Origin of the sequence: Sporosarcina koreensis, from assembly GCF_000826145.2 — a bacterium.
In the GTDB taxonomy this organism is placed as follows: Bacteria; Bacillota; Bacilli; order Bacillales_A; family Planococcaceae; genus Sporosarcina; species Sporosarcina trichiuri.
Genome location: NZ_LN651336.1, coordinates 70,936 through 94,265 on the forward strand (window position 1 = coordinate 70,936; position 23,330 = coordinate 94,265).

The 23,330-nt window shown below is 44.1% G+C and carries 14 protein-coding genes and 1 other RNA gene; 6 read left to right on the top strand and 9 right to left on the bottom strand.

What is annotated here, in order from left to right:
• Positions 1-30 precede the first annotated feature (30 nt).
• The gene (locus BN1190_RS04035) at positions 31-774 is read right to left on the bottom strand and encodes an IclR family transcriptional regulator (protein ID WP_040285750.1); all 744 of its coding nucleotides are present in this window, start codon (positions 772-774) and stop codon (positions 31-33) included.
• A 288-nt stretch (positions 775-1,062) separates the two neighbouring features.
• Between BN1190_RS04035 and BN1190_RS04040 the strand changes: the two genes are divergently transcribed.
• From BN1190_RS04040 to BN1190_RS04050, 3 genes are all read left to right on the top strand, one after another.
• Positions 1,063-2,427, top strand: a complete 1,365-nt coding sequence (locus BN1190_RS04040) for an alanine/glycine:cation symporter family protein (protein WP_040285751.1) — start codon at positions 1,063-1,065, stop codon at positions 2,425-2,427.
• A 22-nt stretch (positions 2,428-2,449) separates the two neighbouring features.
• Complete coding sequence (locus BN1190_RS04045; RefSeq protein ID WP_052461680.1) at positions 2,450-4,132, top strand: M20/M25/M40 family metallo-hydrolase; 1,683 nt, start codon at positions 2,450-2,452, stop codon at positions 4,130-4,132.
• A 454-nt stretch (positions 4,133-4,586) separates the two neighbouring features.
• On the top strand, positions 4,587-4,976 hold the full coding sequence (locus BN1190_RS04050) for a hypothetical protein (RefSeq protein ID WP_040285752.1): 390 nt from the start codon (positions 4,587-4,589) through the stop codon (positions 4,974-4,976).
• 151 nt (positions 4,977-5,127) lie between these two features.
• On the opposite strand, the gene BN1190_RS04055 is transcribed toward BN1190_RS04050, so the two are convergent.
• Positions 5,128-5,523 (bottom strand): UPF0158 family protein, encoded by a 396-nt coding sequence (locus BN1190_RS04055; protein ID WP_040285753.1) that lies wholly within the window; start codon positions 5,521-5,523, stop codon positions 5,128-5,130.
• 367 nt (positions 5,524-5,890) lie between these two features.
• On the opposite strand from BN1190_RS04055, the gene BN1190_RS04060 reads away from it, so the two are divergent.
• On the top strand, positions 5,891-7,351 hold the full coding sequence (locus BN1190_RS04060; RefSeq protein ID WP_244898670.1) for an amidase: 1,461 nt from the start codon (positions 5,891-5,893) through the stop codon (positions 7,349-7,351).
• 832 nt (positions 7,352-8,183) lie between these two features.
• Here the strand turns inward: BN1190_RS04060 and BN1190_RS15185 are convergent.
• From BN1190_RS15185 to BN1190_RS04080, 4 genes are all read right to left on the bottom strand, one after another.
• Positions 8,184-11,900 carry a YecA family protein gene (locus tag BN1190_RS15185; protein ID WP_040285754.1) on the bottom strand — a complete coding sequence of 1,239 codons (3,717 nt, stop codon included), beginning with the start codon at positions 11,898-11,900 and terminating at the stop codon, positions 8,184-8,186.
• Positions 11,901-12,082: 182 nt separating this feature from the next.
• Positions 12,083-15,091 carry a type I restriction endonuclease subunit R gene (locus BN1190_RS04070; RefSeq protein WP_040285755.1) on the bottom strand — a complete coding sequence of 1,003 codons (3,009 nt, stop codon included), beginning with the start codon at positions 15,089-15,091 and terminating at the stop codon, positions 12,083-12,085.
• Positions 15,092-15,104: 13 nt separating this feature from the next.
• The gene (locus tag BN1190_RS04075; protein ID WP_040285756.1) at positions 15,105-16,406 is read right to left on the bottom strand and encodes a restriction endonuclease subunit S; all 1,302 of its coding nucleotides are present in this window, start codon (positions 16,404-16,406) and stop codon (positions 15,105-15,107) included.
• Positions 16,396-18,180, bottom strand: a complete 1,785-nt coding sequence (locus BN1190_RS04080) for a type I restriction-modification system subunit M (protein ID WP_040285757.1) — start codon at positions 18,178-18,180, stop codon at positions 16,396-16,398. Before BN1190_RS04080 ends, BN1190_RS04075 begins: the two co-directional genes overlap by 11 nt.
• A 545-nt stretch (positions 18,181-18,725) precedes the next feature.
• Between BN1190_RS04080 and BN1190_RS04085 the strand changes: the two genes are divergently transcribed.
• On the top strand, positions 18,726-19,313 hold the full coding sequence (locus BN1190_RS04085) for a hypothetical protein (RefSeq protein WP_040285758.1): 588 nt from the start codon (positions 18,726-18,728) through the stop codon (positions 19,311-19,313).
• A gap of 67 nt (positions 19,314-19,380) precedes the next feature.
• Complete coding sequence (locus tag BN1190_RS04090) at positions 19,381-19,791, top strand: tyrosine-type recombinase/integrase (RefSeq protein ID WP_040285759.1); 411 nt, start codon at positions 19,381-19,383, stop codon at positions 19,789-19,791.
• Positions 19,792-20,012: 221 nt separating this feature from the next.
• Here the strand turns inward: BN1190_RS04090 and ssrA are convergent.
• From ssrA to rnr, 3 genes are all read right to left on the bottom strand, one after another.
• Positions 20,013-20,372, bottom strand: a transfer-messenger RNA (tmRNA) gene (ssrA, locus tag BN1190_RS04095).
• Positions 20,373-20,479: 107 nt separating this feature from the next.
• Entirely contained in the window at positions 20,480-20,947 is a 468-nt protein-coding gene (gene smpB / locus BN1190_RS04100) for an SsrA-binding protein SmpB (RefSeq protein WP_040285760.1), read from the bottom strand.
• A 45-nt stretch (positions 20,948-20,992) separates the two neighbouring features.
• A complete protein-coding gene (gene rnr / locus BN1190_RS04105) occupies positions 20,993-23,326 on the bottom strand; it encodes a ribonuclease R (protein WP_052461714.1) in 2,334 nt (777 codons plus the stop codon).
• Between the last annotated feature and the right edge of the window lie 4 nt (positions 23,327-23,330).

Sequence of the window (23,330 nt, forward strand, 5' to 3'; positions counted from 1 at the left end):
CCGGCCGCGGCCGATCTTCTTCCTGATGGATCATCCGTGCTGGGCGCCGCTCAATTCCGCTGTAACCTGGCGTGCGGCCGCGCAGACTTGTTCGATGAGACTGTCGAGACGTTCTTCCTTGAAATCGTAGGCGAGCACCTCGGCACTGATTGCACCGACGGGCCGCCCTTCGAAGTCGAAGACAGGAGCACCGACAGCGATGGTCCCTTTCGTCTTCTCCCCATAACTGATTCCGTACCCCTGCTGCTTCACGACGGCCAGCACCTCCAGCAGTTCTGCACGCTTCTGTTCATCAGACACCAGCCGCTTCAGTATCTTCTGTACTTCGGTACTCGGCAGATTGGCGAGGATCGCTTTGTTCGCACCGCCGATATGGAGGGGAATCCGGGCACCGACACTGTCCTGGATCTTCACGCTCTTTGGACTGTCAATCCGTTCAATGATCATCGAGTAGTCACCTCGCGGAATATTCAGGTAGACGGTCTCCTCCACGCCGGCTGCGAGCTGTTCAAGCACGGGCCTCGTAATGTCCCGGACATCGAGCTTCTCGAACATCTTCAGTCCGAGTTCCATCCACCTGTAGCCCAGACTGAACTGTTTTGTTGTCTCGTCCTGGATGATCAGCCCGTGCTGCAGCAGGGACTGCGTGATCCGGTAGACCGTACTGATCGGAAGTTCCGTCTCTTCTGCGAGCTCTGCGGCAAGCCAGAGGTCTTTCCCGTCCGCAGACAGTGCTTCAATTAGTTTCATTGCCCGATCTATCGACTGGATCATCTTGTCAGCTCCGTTTCAATTGCCAGCGGGTGCTTTCCGGCTGTACCTTTCTGCCGCCCGCTCACCGCTCTTCTTATGAAGAAAGTCTTGTCTATTGAGTCTACAAGACATTGACTGTTGTGTAAATTATGAAAACCGGTTTGTTCGTAAAATAAGGAATTGACAGTGCCAGATAAGTAGGATTAAATAGTACTTGCGAAGTTATTCCGCATTACAGAATACATTCCACATTGCGGAATGTAAACGCTTTCTATTAGAGTTCCATTCATACGAAAAGGGGTTGGAAGTGTGGCAGAATTCACAAAACTGATTTCATCCGTATCAAACTTCATCTGGGGGATGCCGCTGATCCTTCTGCTTATCGGCGGCGGGCTGTTCCTGACCGTCCGGCTGAACTTCTTCCAGTTCCGTTACTTCCCACACATTGTGTCACAAACGTTCGGCAAGATCTTCGCCCAGTCGGATTCACCCGGCACCCTGACACCATTCCAGGCGACAACCGCTGCACTCGCTTCTACGATGGGTGCCGCCAATATCGTCGGCGTGCCGGTTGCTATCGCGCTCGGCGGTCCCGGCGCCATCTTCTGGATGTGGCTCGTAGCCCTGATCGGCATCGGCACGAAGTATTCCGAAGTTGTACTCGGCATCGAATACCGGGAGAAGAACAAGCACGGCGAGTATGTCGGCGGTCCGATGTATTACATAAAGAAAGGGCTCGGCTGGAAGAAGCTCGCCTCCTTCTTCGCCTTCGCCCTCATGATCGAAGTCATTGCAAGCGCAATGGTCCAATCCAACTCCATCGCGGCCACACTGAAAAGTTCGTTCAGCATCCCGCCGCTCGCTTCCGGGATCATTGTCGCCGTCCTGGTCATCCTGGTCACGTATGGAGGAATCCGGACCATCGGGAAAGTGTCCGAGAAAATGATTCCGGCGATTGTTGTGCTGTATTTGCTCAGCGTGCTGATCGTCCTTGCGGTCAACATCAAGGAAGTGCCAGCTGCGTTCGGGCTGATCTTCCAGCACGCCTTCACCCCGATCTCGGCAGCCGGCGGATTTGCAGGGGCCGGAGTCGCTGCAGCAATCCGTTGGGGGCTCGCACGCGGCCTTTATTCCAATGAAGCGGGTATGGGAACCGCGCCGATCGCACACTCTTCCGCCATGACTGATCATCCGGCCAAGCAGGGGTTCTGGGGGATTTTCGAAGTCATCGTGGATACGCTGATCGTCTGTACACTGACCGCCCTCGTCGTTCTGACGTCCGGCGTCTGGAAAGGGATTGCAGCGGATGACGCTTCGACGATGGTGGCCGCTTCATTCGCGCCTGTCTTCGGCGAATCGCTGAGCGGATTCATCATCTCCGCAACGCTTTTCCTGTTCGTCATCACGACAGTCGTCGTCATCATCTTCTACGGTGAAAAGCAGGCGGAATTCCTGTTCGGCACTGCTTTCTCTAGAGTCATGCGCTTTGTCTATATCATTGCCATCGTCATCGGAGCGGTCGGCGGTCTGCAGTTCATCTGGCAGTTCCTGGATCTGCTGCTGGCAGCGGTCGTCATCCCGAACCTGATCGCCGTCCTCTTCCTGAACGGAAAAGTGCGGGAAATCACGAAAGATTATTTCACGAACCTATATCCGAATAAGAAACGACACTAATTTGAAGCAGGAGGTATTTGCTATGTACGCATCCATCCACCCACTGACAACGGAACAGAGACTTGAGGCGATTACGAAACATCTGGTCGGCATCCCGAGCATCAACGGCACATCAGGGGAAGTCGAAGTGGCGGGAGAGCTCTTCCGGATCCTGAGCTCCTTCCCCTACTTCCAGGAGCATCCCGAACACTTGTGGATGCAGCCGGTCGAAAATGATCCGATCGGACGCAAGAATGTCTTTGCGTTCGTCGAAGGGAAGTCGTTCTCGAAAAAGACGATCATCTATCATTCCCATATCGACACGGTCGGCGTGGAAGACTTCGGCCAGCTGAAAGACAGTGCCTTCTCGCCAGATGCGCTCGCGGAGTTCTTCAGCTCCTACGAAAACGATGATGAACTCCGGCGGGACGCCCAGTCCGGTGACTGGATGTTCGGCCGCGGTGCCGTCGACATGAAGAGCGGCGCAGCAGTCCACATGGTGAACCTCCTGCATTTCTCCGAGCATCGCGACGAGCTGGAAGGCAATCTCCTGCTCCTGCTGAACGGCGACGAGGAAAGCGAACACCGCGGCATCATCGGAGCGCTCGCCGAATTGAACAGGCTGCAGGCGGAACAGGGCCTCGAGTATGCGCTCGCCATCAACACGGACTTCATCACCCCGCTCTATGACGGCGACCCGCACCGGTATATCTACACTGGCGCGGCGGGCAAGATCCTGCCTTGCTTCCATATATACGGCCGTGAGGTGCATGTCGGCGATACGCTGTCCGGCATCGATCCGAACTTCATCGCTGCGAAACTGACAGAGCGCTTCCACAACCGGTACGAACTCGCGGAGCAGATCGAAGGCGAACTCGTCCTGCCGCCGACCTGCCTGTACCAGCGGGACACAAAAGACATTTATACCGTCCAGACTGCCTCGAGCAGCCATCTGTACTTCAATTACTTCGTCTACGAAGACACGCCGGGTGAGATCCTCGGCAAGCTGCTGAGGGAAACGAAGAATGTCTGCGCGGAAACCGAGCAGTATTTGCAGGAGCAGTTCCAGCAGTATATCCGCTTCACCGGTCTGCCGACACGCGACCTGTCATGGGAGATCGATGTCGTGACGTACGAGGAGTACATGCAACAGCTGATCGAACAGGGCATCGATGTCCAGCCGATCATCGAACAGGCGATTGCAGACAGCAAATCGGACGACTTCCGGGAGATCAGTTTCGAAATCGCCGGCGCCCTGCAGGAAGCGGACCCAGCCAAGAAAGCGCGCGTCATCGTGTTCTTCGCGCCGCCGTTCCTGCCGCACAACTATTTGAAGACGGACGTTGCGCGCGACGCGGCAATCCAGGAGACGCTGACAGCGATTCTGGCGGAAGCATCGGCTGCGACCGGCGAACAGTTTGCTTTGAAGAAGTTCTTCCCCTATTTGGCGGACGGCAGCTTCCTGTCCATCCACGAGACGGAAGACGAGCTGGCTCCCCTGCTTAACAACCTGCCGGAATGGGAGACATTCTTCCCGATTCCATATAAGGCGATCCAGGGGCTCGACATCCCGTCCGTCAACATGGGCGTCTACGGCAAGGACGGCCACAAATGGACCGAGCGCCTGTATAAGCCATACTCGTTCGGCGTGCTGCCGGGCCTGATCCGGACTGCGACGGTGGCGCTGCTCGCACAGGCTGCGGAATCGGGGCTGCAGCCGGCTTGATGGACTGATTGTGACGAAATATGAAAAAGCTGACCTTTCGGGGTCAGCTTTTTTGTGTGGTTGGACAAGCCGGGACGTGCCGGATGGGTTTATGAGCGGTTTGGCGCGGGTTATGATCACTTTTTCGGGTTTATGAGCGGTTTCCGCATTTTATGATCATTTTTCAGGGTTTATGAGCGGAATGACGGATTTATGATCACTTTCCACGGTTTATGAGCGAAATCCATAGGTTTATGATCACTTCCCCCTCATCAGCAATTGCTGTATGAATTTTGCTGGTTTTATCACAACTTTTTCATTCACTGTTTGCCTCATATCCATACTTCCTGCCATTTACCTATCTTCCCAAAATAGTTTTATGTAAATTGGTGTTTGTCCATCCTAGATTAGTGGTAAAAAAGTAGTAACGAACTCAATTACAGGCCCGGAACTACTAATGAGAGGAGTTTTCATAATGGCTTCACGATGGATCAAACTAGCGAGCCTCTACTTCATCACCGGAATCGGACTCGGTCTGTTCATGTCCGCAACCATCCAGCTGAAATGGGCAGCGGCACACGCTCACGTCAATTTGGTCGGATGGCTGTCGGCTGCGGTCATCGGCCTGGTCTACGCGACTTATCCGCGAGCGGGACGGAGTGTGCTCGGAACCTGGACGTTCTGGCTGTATCAGATCGGCCTGCCGTTCCTGCTGGCGAGCATGTTCATGGTGCAGATCCCGAGCACCCGGGGGTTCGCCCACGTCATCACATTTTCGGGCGGCGGCGCGTTGGCTCTCGGCATCGTCCTGTTCATCGTAAACGTGTTCATGAATGTGCATGATGAGGATCTCAGGCATACGTGACGGTGCGGTCCCGTGTTTCAATCAATTCGCTGCGCTAAAACTTTGCAGGGACCAAGCTGATAGGCTCGGTCCTTTTTTGATTGTTCCGGTATGTACTTGTGCAGAATGACAGACTGCGTTCCGGCACTAGTCCTAGTCATGGAAAACCCCGTCATTGATTGTCAGTCAACCACTGCTCCATAATCCCTGCCGCATACTTACGTTCACACGTATACCAATCCTCTATCAGTCCAAGCTCATATGCCGCTTCTTGGAACTGCCGGAATGGTTTGCGACCCTCTAGTGCCGCCAACAATGCCCCAACTGAATTCCTTTCTGTCTGCTTTTGCGCAAATTCGGCTCTTAGCTGGTACATCTCAGCAGACGTGGACACTGGAACTTCCACTGCCATTTCATACTCTTCGTCATCCAAGTCGATCTCAGGTTCGCCCGTCAGTGACGTCGGCGCATCCAGCAAGATGCGCTCCGTGCGCCGGTCGAAAAGATAGTGCATCTCCCCCTGCACTCCTTCTAAATAGATATCTGTTAGTTCATCGATCAGTTTCATGGAATCCTCCTTTTGAGAATATCTGTGCGAGACGTTTTTCAAAGTTCGGCGGTTATCATATATCCGTTCTGCAAGCCTTCATGCATTATTGCGAGCTGGTACATGTTGCAATTCCATACAACCGGTTCGCCCGCCCGGTTGCCCCCCCCCTGAAGGGACAGCTGCCCGCCGATAAGATGATACTATAACGGCAAATTCATGTTAAGACTTTTCTTATCGCCCTCCATATTTCCGCCAAATTTAAGTGTCTGCTTTTCAAATGGCCTATTATTCTGATTTTAACTAGTATACTGAAAGTAACGAGTTACCAGGAAACGAGGCGGCCGCTCCCCCATAGGGCTGACTGCCGCAAACAGGAGGAATTATTATGGATGAAAAAGGCATCATGTCTTCCCCGCATACAGTGCCGGCCATTCTCGACATGGACGCCACGGAAACAGCAAGAGCCATCAGAGCAGGTGAGCTGACCTGCACCCAAGCAGTCGGTGCGTACGTCAACCACTTGCAGAGGGTGAACCCGCACATTAACGCCATGGTGGAAGACCGCTTCCAGCAGGCGCTCCAGGAAGCTGAGGAGAAAGACCGGCAGCTCGCAGCCGGGGCAGCCGCCGGTGAACTGTTCGGCGTGCCGATCAGTGTGAAGGAAGCATTCGACACAGCCGGCATGAAGACGACGGGCGGCCTGCTTCACCGTCAGCACATAGTGGCGGAGAAGGATGCCGAAGTGGTCAGACGGCTGAAGCAGGCCGGGGCCATCATCCTCGGCAAGACGAATACGCCGGAACTATGTTTCTGCCAGGAGACCGACAACAACCTGTATGGCCGCACCAACAACCCATGGGACCCGGCCCGGACAGCCGGCGGCTCGAGCGGAGGCGAAGGTGCTCTTCTTGCGGCAGGCGGCGCCGCGGTCGGCATCGGCTCGGATATCGGCGGCTCGATCCGGTTCCCGAGCCATTTCAACGGCGTCATCGGCTTCAAAAGCGGCCGGTTCCAAGTGTCCGGCGACGGCTCATTCCCTGCAGTCGGCGTCCCGATCCAGGAGCGGATGATCGGCTTCGGCCCGATGGGGAAGTCGGTCCGTGACATGCGCCTGCTGTATGGCCTTATCGCCGAGCAGTCAATGGAGGAACGGCAGACAGACGATTTGAAGATCGATGTGCTGCCGCCGGCCGGCCCCTATCCAATGTCAGGGAAAACGGCAGATGCACTCAACCAAGTGGCGGCGCACCTCAAACAGGACTTCCCCGTTGCGCGCAAGGAGCCGCCCTACTTCCGGGACAGTGCCCGCTTGTGGCAGGAGATGATGTCGTTCGACGGCGCATCCGGCATGCGGGACATCGCCCTGCCCGGCAAAGGGGCGAACGCCATAAAGGAATTCGCCAAAGCCAAACTCGGCAGACGATCCGCCATCCATCCGTATCTTTCGTGGGCGATCATCGGCGCCACCCTGTTCCGTCCCTCTGCCAAACGGCGGGCGGAAATCGATGCCATCATCGAACAAGGAGACCGTGAGCTCAACAGCTATCTCGCCGACCGCATTGTCGTGTTCCCTGTCTACCACACCGGCGCTCCGCTCCACGGCCGGATGTATAAGGAGATCTTCTCCCTGCGGAAAGGATTTTTAAAGTATATGCCATTCACCGGCTATGCGAACGTCTGGGGACTGCCGTCGCTTGTTGTGCCGGTCGGCAGAGATGAGGATGGTATGCCGATCAGCGTTCAGCTGATGAGCAGGAAAGGGAATGAAGAGCTCTTGTTTCAAGTTGGGGAACTGTTGGAGCGGGAGTTTGGTGGGTACCGCAGATGTTTGGGGATTGGTGAGTGATGCCGGGCTGGCTGGCCGCTCAGAACAGGGCGTTATGATCACTTTCCGAGGATTATGAGCGGATTTCCATGTTTATGATCGCTTTCACAGGTTTATGAGCAGAATCCGAGATTTATGATCACTTTACCGGTTTTATGAGCGGAATCGGGGAGTTATGATCACTTCCAGAGATTTATGAGCGGAACGCCAGTGTTTATGAGCACTCCTGCACTTGTATGACTGCTCCCGTCATTTCAACAGTAGTCCAAACAAAAACACCACCCTCGGCGGGTGGTGTTTTGCCATATTACTATGGAGACGGCGGGAGTCGAACCCGCGTCTTGTAGGAATGTCGTCATATCAAGGTTTTACAGGGCTTGTTTTCCCTTATAAAAATCTTTGACTATGGTTTTGACTATGTTTATAAAAATTTGCTTACGGAGACAAGAATTATTAATCGATTTCTTGAAGAAGGATTCTCTTTCTATTATAACGGTGAAAACTTCAAAGACCACCCTAACAGTTTAATTCCCTACTTACACCTACCACTTTCTTGGCCTACTTTTCCGTCATCATTCATCTTCTAAATAGTACGCTGATCGATTTACAATTTCGACGAAACTCATTTCCTCTGTCTTAAAAGGCTCATATCTTTCATCAATCAGGCCTTCCTCGTGAAGTCTTGTAGATACAATTTCAATCCACTATTCATTCAATATTACTCTAACCACGATCGACTATAAATGTCTGCTATTATGTCTTTGACTATGGTAGCTGAAATATCTTTACCCATAACCTTCACAACCTTTATATCGATAAATGAAATATAAACTTGGGATCTTCCCCTGTAAATCTATTTATCAATTACTTGTATTAATTCAGAGTAAGTGATTATAGGGTATTCTAACTTCTTATATCTCGATGTAAATAGTTTGTTAGTTACCATATATGGTATAACTTTATAATCTGATTCCTCTAACCCTATTTCAGATATAACTTTACTAAGATTACCCCTCATATAATCAATTCTTCTTTGAAACTTCTCATCATCTTTATGTTGAAAGAAGAAGCTCTTTTGTTGCATTTGATCTTCATAAATTGATCCTACTTTTTGTAGAACTTTGCTTTCAATTACCCATATTTCTCTTTTTGTTTGGTTAACAGCAAAAACATCATAGTCACCTAAGTAATCAGGAAAGTTGCTTTTAGGATATCTAAATGCCAATTCAAAATCAGAAAAAACAGGGTGAAATCCCTTTTCAGTAAATACATTAGCTATATCCTTCACCATCTCATCTTCATATCTTTTCTTCCACTTAGTTAGTACATCTTTTACACTTTGTAAGCCTATTTCATAAGGTGGATACCAATCTAATAATCCACTTCTCCAAGATGTAGCTAATTGTTTAATAACAACTGGAGAAAATATATATTTGCCGTCTTGAATTATAAGAGGATTAACGTCAAATCTGTCTTTACGATTTTCTCGGTCCCAAAATGGTAAAACATCATGATTTGATCCATTCAGAAAATTTAATTTACTACAATCAAGTGTAATAAAATGTAAAGCATTTTCAACTTCTTCAATATCCTTATGCTCTAATAACAGATTAAGGAAATCACTTATTAGGTCATCCTTTGGAACTTCGAAAACATTTGGATATATCTCCTCCACAAATGGCTTCTCTACGACTTCTAGCTGCAGGTACTCAAGCAAAGAAAATAATAAGCTCAATTCTATTCCTGTATCCTCTAAAAAGGCTTTTGAACATTGAATCAGGTAACCTTTATCTATTTCATCATTTTTAATTGTGTAATCTTTTTGCCCATACTTTCGCAGGATAATTTCCTCATACTGCAGCCTACTATATTGAGACAAAACAGTATCGACCTTGTATTCATGATCAATTTGAATAGAAACATCAAGATCCGAGAAGTAGCAATTATCGGCATTGTCTTGTAGTACCACTAGCCAATCAGCAAAAGCCAATAAATTTTCAAATTCATCATTATTACAGTCAGAACTGTTTTCTTGATGTTGAATTGCAAGGTTACTCTCTAAAAGATACTGAGCCGTCCTTAGGTTCCGCCTATATTCTTCCCGAATACTTCTTGTTTTCTCCTCAAATTCACTTAGAACTAAAGGATCTAAGTCTTTAAAGCTTGAGTATCGTTTGAGGTTAATAATTATTCCATGCAATTGAGTAGAATAATAATTTAATACTTTATTGTGTAAGTTAATTTTGTTGTATTTTGATATTTGATTTTCAAAAACCCTTACAATTTCTGTTTGCATTTTTCTTATAGCTTTAGTTGCTTTTCTTCCACTATATTTTCCAGTCTCTACCCCCGCTCTGAAACAAACCTTTGCAATTTCTTTCCTTGCTTTTACATAGCTTTGTGGCTCTATTTTAATATCTGGTGCAATCTCAGAATAATAGTAATCTAGTTCTACTGTAAATACCCCAACTTCTTTTTTTAGTGAAGAATCATTCTTGACTATCGCCTCCAACCTTTCAAAAGATGATTGCATATATTCTTTTAAAGGAAAAATCAACTCTAAGAAATATGCCGATTCTATACTTTTATCACTAGCATTCATTATGTCGGACATTAATTTATCTGAATTTACAGCGTATCTAATAATTATTGTATCCCCTCCGACATAAATGTCACTATAGACATATTTTTTATCCTTGTCCAAAGTGAATTCAGAGTGGTCAACCCCTTTTGCATAATGCATGGGCATATACATAACTTGCAATATTCTTCCCTTTAGAAGTGAAGACGAGGCAAGTATTCCACCATATCTATTAAATATTCGCTGATTTAACTCATCAATTGTTCTTATCCCAGTATGATTATCAGGTGTGAAGTCATCTTTTATAAAAAACTCGACGTTGTGGGCAAGGAAGAGAAAAGTTGATGCTCCAATCATCTTACCCTCTCCCCCAAAGCCACGACATCCCTTGTGATCAAAATTAGAATATCCCAAATCCGCTTCTCTAACTTTCCATTCAAGTGGATTAGCAAACATTTCAGATTGTAAACCAAAAGGGTAATTGTTCAGATTGTTTATAAAGTATTCAAACACGTAATGATCTGCACTTCCGTATGATACAGAAATTAAATTAAACTCAATTGCACCAGATGAAATGTGTTGATGTGCATTTTTCCAAGAAAAAAAGAGATTACTTTTCCCACCGATGGCCATTATACGGGCTTGTTCTGTTTGTTCATATTCAATAAAATCCAACAACTCATCAAAACTTTCCATAAAGCCCAACATATAAAACAAATCAAGAGCAGAACATGAGAAATATTCTGAAGCATTACCAAACACCGCACCATGTGCAGAAATATCAGTGAAGGGTTCAATCAACAAAATATAAACTGGCATATTAGCTAAAACATCAAATGCATATCCGCCTCTTAGTTCTTTTCTATATAGCGTTTCACAAATGCGCAGTTGATTTCTTGCATGCAATGAATTTATTAGAACAATTTCATCATTGATGCTATCAACATTATCAAAGTCTCCTTTATTTATCGCAACTAACACTCTGTCATTACTAACAGTCATAAACGCCAAATGATTGTCAGTGCTGGGTTTCCCCGTGCTTTTATTAAAAATTTTAGGCGCGATAAGTACTCGTGACCTAGTATTATCCGAAAAGTTAAAGGCATTTTCTATCAGATTACTAAGTGTTAAGTTGATATGGCGATTGTATTCCTCCGCTGTTGCCAATGAAAGAAGCCTTTTATAAAAGTCTACCATTATTGAAGTATTAAAAAGTGGATAGTAATTTCCCTTATATACGAAAAAATGGCGCATTTCAATTGGGCCTTTTTGATATCCCATTATTTGAGACGCTTGGTTGGCATGCTCTATAAATACCTTTGAATTTAAAAGAGAATTGACAGAAAGCCAAAATTGCTCTGAAGGAACTTCAAAAGCAATATCATAGTTTTCATTATATGAAGTATTACTATCAGCAAGCCAATCAATTATTAAACGGTTATAATGTAAAATAATTTTAAGGGCATCTGTCATTTCGGTAACTTTTGCCAGGACAGGCATAAAATTCATTACACCAAACACCTGCTCATGACCAGTACCAAGTATTACTGGAAAAGTCTCACCATCAACAATAATTTTCACTTCTCCAAAATCATTTAATGTCAAATCTTCTCTATGTGTGATTGGTAAATACATAGCAATCGCATTAAAAAATGCTTTGAATTCCGAATACTCCTTAATATTTCGTTTTCCGAACTCTTTAATATTACTTAATGACTGATTTAGCGTTAATGTTTGAGCCAACGCAGAACGATTATCTGCCCATGAATTAATACTGAAAATAGCACTTGTTACATCTTCAATGTTATATTGAGAAATAATTTCCTCAAGTTCCTTTGAATTATCTTTAATGTATTCAAAGTCTGACTCAGAATTTTCAATTGGTATGGTATTTACATTGGAGAATTCACGACCAGATTTATTAATACAACACTTTTTATATTTCTTTCCACTTCCACAAGGACACGGATCGTTACGCCCAACTTTCATTTTTATTACCCCCAATCGTATAATCAGGTTTGTTTTACAACCTCTATAATCACTTTCTATGGTTCAAACAAAAATGTCAGCCATCCTAGTTCTATTTTATAACTTTACCTAGAAATGACTGACATCGTTGTTATGATCAATATTCGCCTTTGGACTCCACTGGATTCGCTAAAACATCTTCCTTACACTTCCGACCTCAATGTTTTATAAACATCCGCAGCAATAAATGCATAGACAGTTTTAAAGTAGGAATCATCTGCCCCAATTAATCGTTGATAAGCTTCTGTATTCTTTGTGTATTCATCCATTACCCGATCAAGGAATACGTCTTTAAACAAGCTATTTTCAAACATTTCTTGGCTATTATTTTTAGCCATGTTCACTATTTTCGCATCTTTTACTTCTGTGAATGCCTTGTGCAAAGTTTCTACAATTACTCGATCTTGTGGTGAGAAATCATTTGGGAACCGTTCGTTAATTCGGTGAATAATCTCTTCTAACGAATCTCGTTCTTCTACCGGCTTTACGTTAGCATTAAATTCTTCAGGGTGCTTTAATTCTCCGCCCTTTTCATTTTCTGCAACCAGCAAAATCTCACCTTCAAAATCTTTTTGAAGCTTGTAATACTCAAGTTTTATTTTATCTTCAATATCTACTTTTTCACGTTTTTCTTTCGGGATAAATTTTAATAAATAACCTGTATAAATACTTTCTTCTAAGAGTTCCATGTCAAATGTGCGATCCAGCTGCGAGACATAGTTATACCACTTTCCAAAGTTACGCAAAGTCACCCTAAATTCATATTGTGTATCATCGGGTAAGTCTTCATAACGCTTTATAACAGGCATAAATAAACTAGACATGCGACCTAATAAACGCTCGTCCTGCCTCTTTTGTGCTTGTTTGACTAACTTCATTACCTGTGCAATATCATCGTCATTATACAAAGCGAATTTACGTAATTTACTCTGTGTATCGTATATTAAGTTCAAATTCACTTCTTTTTGTAGCGTTGTTGATTCATAAAAAGGTTGGAAAGCTTCTAATATTTCATCCTCTGTGTTAACGAAGTCTAAAATAAACGTATCTTTCTTTCCTTGCATTGTTCGGTTTAAGCGTGATAATGTTTGAACTGCTTTTACACCGCGCAGCTTTTTGTCAACAAACATTGTATGAAGTAATGGTTCGTCAAAACCTGTTTGATATTTCTCAGCGACTATTAATAAGTTGAAATCGTCGCTATTAAAGGCTACTTTCAGTTGGTTTTCTTTAATGCGTTCGCCATCTTTTGTTATGTTCATGCCTGGTTCTGTATATTCATTATCATCATCTGTAACAGAACCTGAAAAGGCGACAAGTACATCAAGATCTGTATAACCTTTTTCTTCAATATACGCTTTAAACTCTTTCATATAGCGAACAGCATGTAATCGCGATGGTGTAACAATCATCGCTTTAGCTCTTCCACCAATCGCTTTTTTTGTTACTTCCCTAAATTGCTCAATCATCACTTCTGTTTTCTGGCGTAATACCCAGGGATGGAAAGATTGATAACGCGCAATTGCACGAACTGCTTCAGTTTTTGGTAGCTCAGGATTATCTTCTATTTCCCTTGCAATTTTATAGGATGTTTTATAGGTCATGTAATTGCTTAACACATCTAAAATAAATTCTTCTTCAATTGCTTGTCTCATACTATAAATATGAAACGGTGCAAAGCTTCCATCAATTTGCTTTGTCCCGAACATTTCAATCGTTTTTTCTTTTGGAGTGGCTGTAAATGCAAAGAAACTTAAATTCTTATGCTGACCTTGGGATAATAACGTATTCACAAGCTGATCTTGATCATCTAACGTTTGATCTTCAATACCTTCTTCAATTTCTTGATACTCTTTTAACGAGGCCGCTTTATCTGCAAGCGCTTGCTTTAATTTTTGCGCGCTACTACCTGTTTGCGAGGAGTGAGCTTCATCAACAAGTATCGCAAATCTTCTTCCTGCCGCCTCATCAACTTCATCATAAATAACAGGGAACTTTTGTAAGGTCGTGATAATAATTTTCTTTTTATCGTTAATTGCATCTTTTAAATCTTGAGATGTTTTATTATCGCCAATCACCTCTACCTGACCCGTTGTATGTTCAAAACTTGTAATTGTATCTTGTAATTGTCTATCTAGCACTGTCCGGTCTGTAACAATTAATACGGAGGAATAAATAGGATCATTATTTTCATCGTGTAAAGAAGCAAGATGATAAGCGAGCCATGCAATACTGTTTGATTTTCCTGATCCTGCCGAATGTTGAATAAGATAATTTTTCCCCGAACCATGCTTTTCCACATCTTGTACAAGTTTGTTGACAACGTCTAATTGATGAAAGCGGGGAAAAATTAAAATATTCTTCTTCGCTTCGAAATTCATAAAGCGTTCAAGAATATCCATAAACTGATTGCGATTTAATACCTGTTCCCATAAGTACGCTGTCGGGTAACTTTCTTCGTTATGGGGGTTTCCTTTTCCTCCTACTCGACCAGCACCATTTGAACCTTGGTTAAAAGGCAAGAAATATGTTTTATGTTTTGCTAGTTTGGTCGTCATATATACTTCGTAATGGTCAACAGCAAAATATACTAAAAAACGTTTATTAAATTGAAATACGATTTCATTAGGATCACGATCATTTTCAAACTGTACTTTTGCATGTTCAACTGTTTGTCCTGTGTATTGGTTCTTCAATTCCAAAGCGACTAAGGGTATTCCATTGACTGCAAGTGCCATATCAATCGTATTTCGGTTATTGTATGCAAATTGACGAATACATTGAAAATGATTCGATTTAAACTGCTCAATATTTTCATAACTTAAAGATGAAACAGGCCGAAAATAAATCACTTGTAAAGTGACACCACGATCTCTGACACCTTTTCGAAGGACATGTAACATGCCATGCGCATTAACCTCTTCATTAAATCGCTTTATAAATTTCTCTTCAGCATCTTCATGGTAAATCCTTACATAGCGCTTCCAAGCTTTTGGTTGTGTTTCTTGAACAAAAGACACTAGTAAAGAAGTATCTAATCCATTTTGTGGATTATAATTTGTATCTTTGAAGGCGACTGATTCCCAGCCACCTTCATTTGTTAAGCTTGTTTCGATATCTTTTTCAAAACGAACTTCCTTATTTTCAAGCACCAAAAAGACCTCCTCATACTTCTATTTTACCAGTGACATATTCGTAGATAAGAGATTTTTTGTATTGTTCAAGTTCTTCAATTACTCTTTCTTTATCTTGGATTAAAGTATCAATTCTTTTTGTATGTTCATTTAAATAAGATACAATCTCTTGTTGCTCTTTTAAGGAAGGTATAATAATAGGGAGTTTTTTCAATAATGGTTGACTCAAGGATGCCCTAGTAACTAAATTCATCTCCTTGGCAAAGAAATCCCTTATAAAAGATGCCTCTAAATAATATCTTGCATACTCAGAGGCGAATGGAATATTTTCAGTTGGTCTAAATCGTATTAAAAAACCAGCAAAAGTTGCTTGGTCGATACTATGTAGACATACTGAAGCCATTCCTACTTCTTCAATAATTTCCGAAGTACGAGTAAAAAATATATCTCCTTTTTTAACCGAATAAATTTCTTGATCATTCTCTGTTGATTTCACTAATCCTTTTACTGAATAAGGAAGCACCCTATTGTGATAAACATCTCCATAACTAACAAAAGGGTAACCTTCGCCAAAATAATCCCCTGATTTACTAATTCCATTTTGGAGCATCCCCAGATACCCTAATGGAATAATATTATAGTTACTTTTTACTTTTCCTATAACTTCAATCCCACTATCTATCATTTCAACATTAGGATTTAATCCTTTTGTTACTGCTTCCGTGATAATCGATTGTTTGTATTTTTTTAACTCTTCAACGGATTGTCCGGTATTAATGATAATGTCATTAATATTTTTCATTTTTTCTTCCAATAGTATAATTATCTCATCCTGAATTTCTTTAGGTGGTAACATAAACGGTAATTTCTTTATATCGTTAAAAGTAACATTTTGACGAACACCGCTTCCCATCCCATAAAAACCTTTAACTATATCAAATGAATGTAGTAATAAATGAATATATTTTGGATTTATTACATTTAAATCTTTAGGTCGTATCGTTATATAAGCCGAAGTTATTATTCCCTTTTCAGTAACATATCCTGTTCTTAGGCTGGTTTGATCATTTTGCAAGTCTGTCATTCTAAGCACTATATCACCGGGATGTACAATGTTATAGCTGCTAAAATTTGCAGGCAATAAACCATCTGAAGTATTTATGTCTCTCCTTATAACAGAACCATACGATAGAGATAATAAATTACTTTCCAATAAATCGTTGTTTTTATCTTTAACCTGGTTAAAATAGTTGCCGATTTTTCTATACTTCCAGCCCTTTGGAAATTCCCCAATCCATTCAATTCCCGAGTCTTTTATTTCCCTAGTCAACATTACTCACATCCTTACCTGATAGCGCTTGGAAATTCGCAACGATTGATTCTTCTAGTTTTTTAATACGTTCAGCAATCATTTCAGAAGGCTCAGGTGGTGTGTATTTATAAAACAATCGTGTAAATGGAATTTCATAGCCGACCCTGTCTTTACTTCGATCCATCCATGCATCTGGGCTAAATGGCAGTACTTCACGTTCAAAGTAATCATCAATATCCTCTTTTAAAGGAATTTCCTCTGCATCCCGCAAATTAGTATCTGCTGCTGGCTTGTTTTGCTTGAAGATAACATTTCCTTCTTCATCCCGTTGTGGACTTTCGACTGTTACCCGCGTGAAACCAAGCTCTTCATTTTCAAAAACTTTAGATTCAACTACCCGTTCATCTAAAAAATATTCTTTGTTATCGAATTCTCCATATGCTTGCACAATCTTATCTCTGCATTCTTTTGAGATATCAACGCGCTTCTCTCCAATGTTTTTCCGACGCTTTTCAAACATATTAGATGCATCGATTAATTGGACTTTTCCTTGACGCTCAGGTGACTTGTTCTTTGTAATGATCCATATATATGTTGAGATACCTGTATTGTAAAAAGAGTCATTTGGTAACTGTACAATCGCTTCTAACCAGTCATTTTCTATGACGTGTTGACGAATTTTACTCGGACCACTACCAGCAGCTCCAGAAAATAATGCAGAGCCATTATGAATAATCGCCATTCTTCCTGTTTCTTTCAATTTAGAAATCCCATTTAACTGGAATAGTAATTGTCCATCACTGATACTTGGATGACCTACGCCAAAACGGCCACTTTCTCCAAGTGCATGTTCAGCTTTTACTGCTTTTTCATCTCTTTTCCAATCACTTCCAAAAGGCGGATTTGATATACAATAATCGAATTCATAACCTTTAAAGCCGTCATTTGATAGCGTACTTCCTAATACCATGTTGTCGGGATTTCCTCCACGAATCATCGTGTCCGCCTTAGCGATTGCATATGTTTCAGGATTTAATTCTTGCCCATACGTTCTAACTTCTGCATTTTTACTGAAATCGTGAATCCGTTCTTCCATAGCTGATAACATTTGCGAAGTCCCCATAGTTTGGTCATAAATCGTTTTCACGACATCTTGACCTGTCAATGTTTCTTTATCTTCTACTAACAACAAATCAGTCATTAAATAAATAATATCCCGACTCGTAAAATGTTCCCCTGCCTCTTCGTTATAGCTCTCTGAAAACTTACGAACCAACTCTTCGAATACATATCCCATATCTGTACTTGTTACTTTATCTGGTCCTAAATACGACTCTTTTTTATTGAACTCTTGAATAACGTGAAACAGTGCATCGTTGTTTGCCAAAGTGGAGATTTCATTGTCAAACTTAAAATTTTCTAGTATATCCTGCATATTTTCCGAAAAGCTGTTTAAATAAGCCCGAAAATTAGTCTCTATATTTGCCGGATCTGCTAATAACGTATCAAACGTATATACGCTCGTATTATAAAATGAATAACCCGAAGCCTGTGTCAAAAAGCGATGTCGGAACGCTTCATTCATCTCTTTATACTGATCCGATGCCTTCAATACTTGTTCTCTAGTTGGTAGTAATGTATCATGCAAACGTTTAATGACCGTCATAGGCAATATTACTTTCCCATATTCATGTGGTTTATATAATCCTCTTAAAATGTCAGCAACATTCCAAATGAGATTTGCTTGTCTTTGTACATTAGTAGTCGTTTGTGTATTACGATCTTGTTCAACCATTTTTTTCTTCCTCTCTCAGCTTCTGTGGCTATTTCGCTATACTTATTCTAACATATTTAATGAAAAGCCTTAACAACACACTGGCTAAATAGTCTTATGAGATTAGTACTTTCCCTAACATTCATTCACGAGTTACTCCGATTAACTCCAAATCATTTTTTTATTGGTAAATATTGAACGAATGGACTCTCTAAATAGACTTCAGGGAAATCGAAGCTAATTTTTCCCCCAGATCTAACATCATTATATTTTGGTGATAACAACGGCTTCTCAATGAAGGACATAAATTCAACCTTAATCGGACATTTAAAACCTTAATAAATAAAAGACAATCTCAAAATAAAATAATTCCCGACAAATTCAATGTTGCGGGTCTATGGACAAAATGCTACGGCCTTTTAGGAACTAAATTTATATACCTATTTTCATGCCCCTAAAGTGACCGTTCATGACGATGAACTGACCAGATATGGCAATAGCATTTATTCTTACGCGATTAGGATTTATATTAGTACCGATAAATTAGAAAAGGGGGGCATCGAGATATGAAAACAAAAAGCTCAGTAAAGAGAGGTGGAAGAACGCCAAATTTTTGGGGACGAGCTAAGAGTAAGCTAACTCAAGGCTTTAAAGATAAGATTTACAGTCAGTACTATAGCGAAGAGACATTGTATATTTACTGCGACTGTTCAATGAATGGAGAAGGATATAGGATGTCTATCGCATGCTCCTATGTACAAAGGGGTTCTGTAACTGTCAGTAGTCACATTATTGATTTACCAAGCGATTGTAGAGGTAAAAATATATACGGAGAACTAGAAGCTCTACTTGCAGGTCTAAAGGAATTTGAGCAGCATATTGATAGATTTAATGAAAATGTAATAATTTATTCGGATGTCGATCATATAGATCACATTTTTAGCACTCAAGCGACATTCAAAATAGACTCTTTAATGAAGCAGCAAAAGGCATTGATACAACTTTTAAATTTGAAGCGTTCGGAAAATCCCGATCTTAATATATCTGTTGAATACCTATCGATTGACTTTAAAAACTATAATCCCTTCGCAAAAAGCGCTCATAATGCAGCAAGAAAACTATTAAACATGCCTACGTCGTCATTTTGTAGATAGGAACGTGTAATGGCCTAACCCAATTCTCTATCAAACACTACCAACAACTGAAAGGAGTATATTATCTATGTGTTTTTTATCGGACGAACCAGATATTATTGGTCTGTATATCAATCAAAATCTAAAGGTTCGAGTTCAAAAAATAATTGAATATGGAATAGAAGTCACCACCGATGTCTATGTCAAAAATCAACTTGTATTTCCAAATATAGAAAATTATTTACACGAACCCAATAAAACATATCAATGGCTTAAACGTGTTTTAGATAAGTACCTACTTGAACCTATTACGACTCATGGATTACGTCATACGCATTGTTCGTTGCTATTTGAGGCGGGTGCGACTATTAAAGAAGTCCAAGTTCGCTTAGGACATAAAGACGTGAAAACAACGTTGGATGTCTATGCGCACGTTACGAAACAAGCAAAAGCAAGCACGATTGAAAAGTTCAATAACTATCTATCGAACTTAATTTGACTTTTGACTATGGTTTGATGAATTTCCGTTGATCATTCGATTTCACAAAGCCTGATTTTATCGATGTTTCGGCCCTGTTTTTGACTATGGTTTTGACTATGGATTGACTATGTTTTGACTATATTTCGTTGAAATCAAATGAAATCGTATGACACTAAAAAACGCCACAAACCTTGATATGACAAGGTTTATGACGTTCAATGAAACTCCATGATATTAAACTATGGAGACGGTGGGAGTCGAACCCACGTCCAGAGGCTCCAATACGTAAACGTCTACGCGTGTAGTCTTTCTATTTAGGTTCGCGCACCCGTATGCCGGAAGACGAGGCGTCTGGGGCGCTATCTCGTGAATCTCTTCTGGACTGCCTCGAGACGCAGCAGCCAGCGTATCCCACTATAGGTTGAGCCTTACAGCGCCACATGGGCGATGGAACCATAAGGCAGATTCAACAGCTTACGCTGCGAATGCTAGGTTGTTGTTTGTTTTGCCTGTTATTATTAAGGTCCGTTTCTGACGGAGACGAGCCTCCGACGCGCAGCTCACGCTCAGACCACCCCTGTCGAATCCGTAACGTCCCCGTTAAAGGGATGTCCGGGAAACGTCCGGGGTCACAGCAGTCTCCTGCTGATCCCGAGACTTCGGAACTGACTTTCTGTACCCAGTATACCAAAATCACAGGCTGACTTCAATAGTTCTGTTTGTCTTTCAGTGCACGTGCCATTTCCCGATTGGCTTCCTTCTTCTTCAGGTCGGCCCGCTTATCGTAAAGTTTCTTCCCGCGTCCGACGCCGATCAGCACTTTTGCGAAGCCGTCTTTGATGTACATCTTCAGCGGCACGATCGCCGTCCCTTTTTCTTTCGTCTGACCGATGAGTGTCGCGATCTGTTTGCGATGCATGAGCAGCTTTCGGGAGCGCACCGGATCGTGGTTGTACCGGTTGCCCTGCTCGTACGGGCTGACGTGCATGTTCGAAATCCACGCCTCATTGTTTCGGATCAGCACGAACGCGTCGCGCAGCTGCACTTTGCCGTTGCGGATCGACTTGATCTCCGTGCCTTCGAGGACGATGCCCGCTTCGATCGTCTCTTCGATGGCGTAGTCGAAATTCGCCTTCTTGTTGACGGCGAGCACTTTCCCTTTACCTTTCGCCATGGCCCTTCACCTCCCGCGAACGGAATGGCCGCCTGGCCACTCCGCTCACTTTCGTTTTCTCGGTTTCTGTTTCTTGTTCTTCTTCGCGACGCCTTCATAGAAGCGTTTCTTCTGGCTGCCGCCGTTCTTCTTACCAGGTGCTCCCCCGCTGTCTTTCTTGCCGGAGCCGTTTGGTTTTCCGGACTGACCGGACTGTCCGGACTTGCCGGATTTGCTGTCGCCGCCTGATTTGCCGCGCGCATGGATCACTTTCGGCGCTTCTTTCCGCGTCCGGTGGAATTTCTGCTTCATGTCGGCGATCTCGAAATCGATTGACGCCTCTTCCGGTTTCACAGCCGCCACCCGCACGGTGACTTCATCGCCGATGCGGTATTGCTTGCCCGTGTGCTCACCGATCATCATCATCGACCGGTCGTCGAAGCGGTAATAATCGTCCGTCATGTAGCTGACGTGCACGAGTCCTTCTATCGTATTCTCGAGTTCGACGAATAATCCGAAGTTCGTGACGGATGAAATGACCCCTTCGAACTCCTCACCGACTTTGTCCACCATGAACTGCGCTTTCTTCAGTGCATCGGTATCGCGTTCCGCATCGACTGCGCGGCGTTCCATCTCGGATGAGTGCTCCGCGATTTCCGGCAGCTCCGCATCCCAATGGGCGATCGTCGTCTGTGAGACATCCTTTTCGAACAGGTACGTCCGGATGAGCCGGTGGACGATCAAGTCCGGATAGCGGCGGATCGGTGATGTGAAGTGTGTATAGAAATCCGTCGACAGGCCGAAGTGTCCAAGACTCGCCTGATAATACTTCGCCTGCTGCATCGAACGCAGGAGCATCGTCGAGATGACCGTTTCTTCCGGAAGGCCTGCAACCGATTCGGTGATCTCCTGGAGCGCACGCGGATGGATCTTATTGCCCGCCCCTTTGACGAGAATTCCGAAGTTGGTCAGGAACTCGAACAGCCGCTGCAGTTTCTCCGTCTTCGGGTCTTCGTGGATCCGGTACATGAACGGCACCTGCATCCAGTGGAAGTGCTCTGCGACAGTTTCGTTCGCCAGCAGCATGAACTCCTCGATCATGCGCTCCGCAATCGTCCGTTCCATGATCTTGATGTCGACGGGCCAGCCTTCGTCATCGACGATGATCTTCGATTCCTTGAAGTCGAAATCGATGGCACCGCGGTCTTCCCGCTTCTGGCGCAGGATCTTCATGAGATCTGCCATATCCATCAGCATCGGTACGATCTCTGCATATTCTTCACGCAGGGCTTCGTCTTTCTCTTCCACGATTTTATAGACGTTCTGGTACGTCATCCGGTAATCGGAATTGATGACACTCGGGTAGATCTCGTGGTGCGTCACTTTCCCGTTATGGTCAACCGTCATGCGGCACGTCAATGTCAGACGGTCCACATGAGGATGGAGTGAACAGATGCCGTTCGACAGCTTGTGCGGCAGCATCGGGATGACGCGGTCCGTCAAGTAGACACTTGTCCCGCGCTCATATGCTTCGTTATCGAGCGGTGAGTGTTCCGTCACATAATAGCTGACGTCCGAAATATGGACGGACAGTGTATGCGTGCCGTCTGCATTCTTCTCGAGCGAGATTGCGTCATCCAGGTCCTTCGCATCCGCGCCGTCGATCGTGATCGTCAGCACGTCGCGCAGGTCGGTCCGCTTGAACCAATCTTTTTCCTGGATTTCCGCCGGCACGTTGTCGGTCTGCTTCATGACGTCGTCCGGAAATTCGATCTCGATGCCGTGCTTGTAGATAATCGAGAGTATATCGACACCCGGATCGTTTTTGTGGCCGAGGATCTGGATCACTTTGCCCGTCGCCGATTTCCGGTCGCTTGGGAATTCAGTGATCTCCACGACGACTTTGTGGCCTTCGATCGCGCCTAAGTTGTCGCCTTTTGCGATGAAGATATCCATCGGCAGTTTCTTATCGTCCGGGATGACGAAGCCGAAGCCGCGGTTATCCTGGTACGTTCCGACCACTTTCGTCGTCTTGCGCTCCGCGATGCGGATGATGCTGCCTTCCCGGCGGTCGCCGGATGAACCGTTCGCCACGCGGACAAGGACCGTGTCGCCGTTCATGGCGGTATTCACTTCCGTCGGCGGGATGAAAATATCATCCATCCCCTCCGTCTCCGGTGTCACAAAGCCGAATCCCTTCGCATGGCCGATGAACTTCCCGCGCACGAGATTCATGCGCTCCGGCAGGCCGTAGCGGTCCGTCCGCGAGCGGATGACCACACCTTTCTGCTCCAGGTGGACGAGCATCTTGACGAGTTCCTTGAATTCCGCCGCCTGTTCCATGCCGAGCAATTCCTGGATTTCCTGCACGGTCAGCGGCTTATATGCATCCTCTTTCATAAGT

What these genes read in the sequence shown, in the direction of transcription:
- BN1190_RS04035 (WP_040285750.1), bottom strand. Translation starts at nt 774, where the DNA reads ATGATCCAGTCGATAGATCGGGCAATGAAACTAATTGAAGCACTGTCT.
- BN1190_RS04045 (WP_052461680.1), top strand. Translation starts at nt 2,450, where the DNA reads ATGTACGCATCCATCCACCCACTGACAACGGAACAGAGACTTGAGGCG.
- BN1190_RS04050 (WP_040285752.1), top strand. Translation starts at nt 4,587, where the DNA reads ATGGCTTCACGATGGATCAAACTAGCGAGCCTCTACTTCATCACCGGA.
- BN1190_RS04055 (WP_040285753.1), bottom strand. Translation starts at nt 5,523, where the DNA reads ATGAAACTGATCGATGAACTAACAGATATCTATTTAGAAGGAGTGCAG.
- BN1190_RS04060 (WP_244898670.1), top strand. Translation starts at nt 5,891, where the DNA reads ATGGATGAAAAAGGCATCATGTCTTCCCCGCATACAGTGCCGGCCATT.
- BN1190_RS15185 (WP_040285754.1), bottom strand. Translation starts at nt 11,900, where the DNA reads ATGAAAGTTGGGCGTAACGATCCGTGTCCTTGTGGAAGTGGAAAGAAA.
- BN1190_RS04075 (WP_040285756.1), bottom strand. Translation starts at nt 16,406, where the DNA reads ATGTTGACTAGGGAAATAAAAGACTCGGGAATTGAATGGATTGGGGAA.
- BN1190_RS04080 (WP_040285757.1), bottom strand. Translation starts at nt 18,180, where the DNA reads ATGGTTGAACAAGATCGTAATACACAAACGACTACTAATGTACAAAGA.
- BN1190_RS04085 (WP_040285758.1), top strand. Translation starts at nt 18,726, where the DNA reads ATGAAAACAAAAAGCTCAGTAAAGAGAGGTGGAAGAACGCCAAATTTT.
- BN1190_RS04090 (WP_040285759.1), top strand. Translation starts at nt 19,381, where the DNA reads ATGTGTTTTTTATCGGACGAACCAGATATTATTGGTCTGTATATCAAT.
- smpB (WP_040285760.1), bottom strand. Translation starts at nt 20,947, where the DNA reads ATGGCGAAAGGTAAAGGGAAAGTGCTCGCCGTCAACAAGAAGGCGAAT.
- rnr (WP_052461714.1), bottom strand. Translation starts at nt 23,326, where the DNA reads ATGAAAGAGGATGCATATAAGCCGCTGACCGTGCAGGAAATCCAGGAA.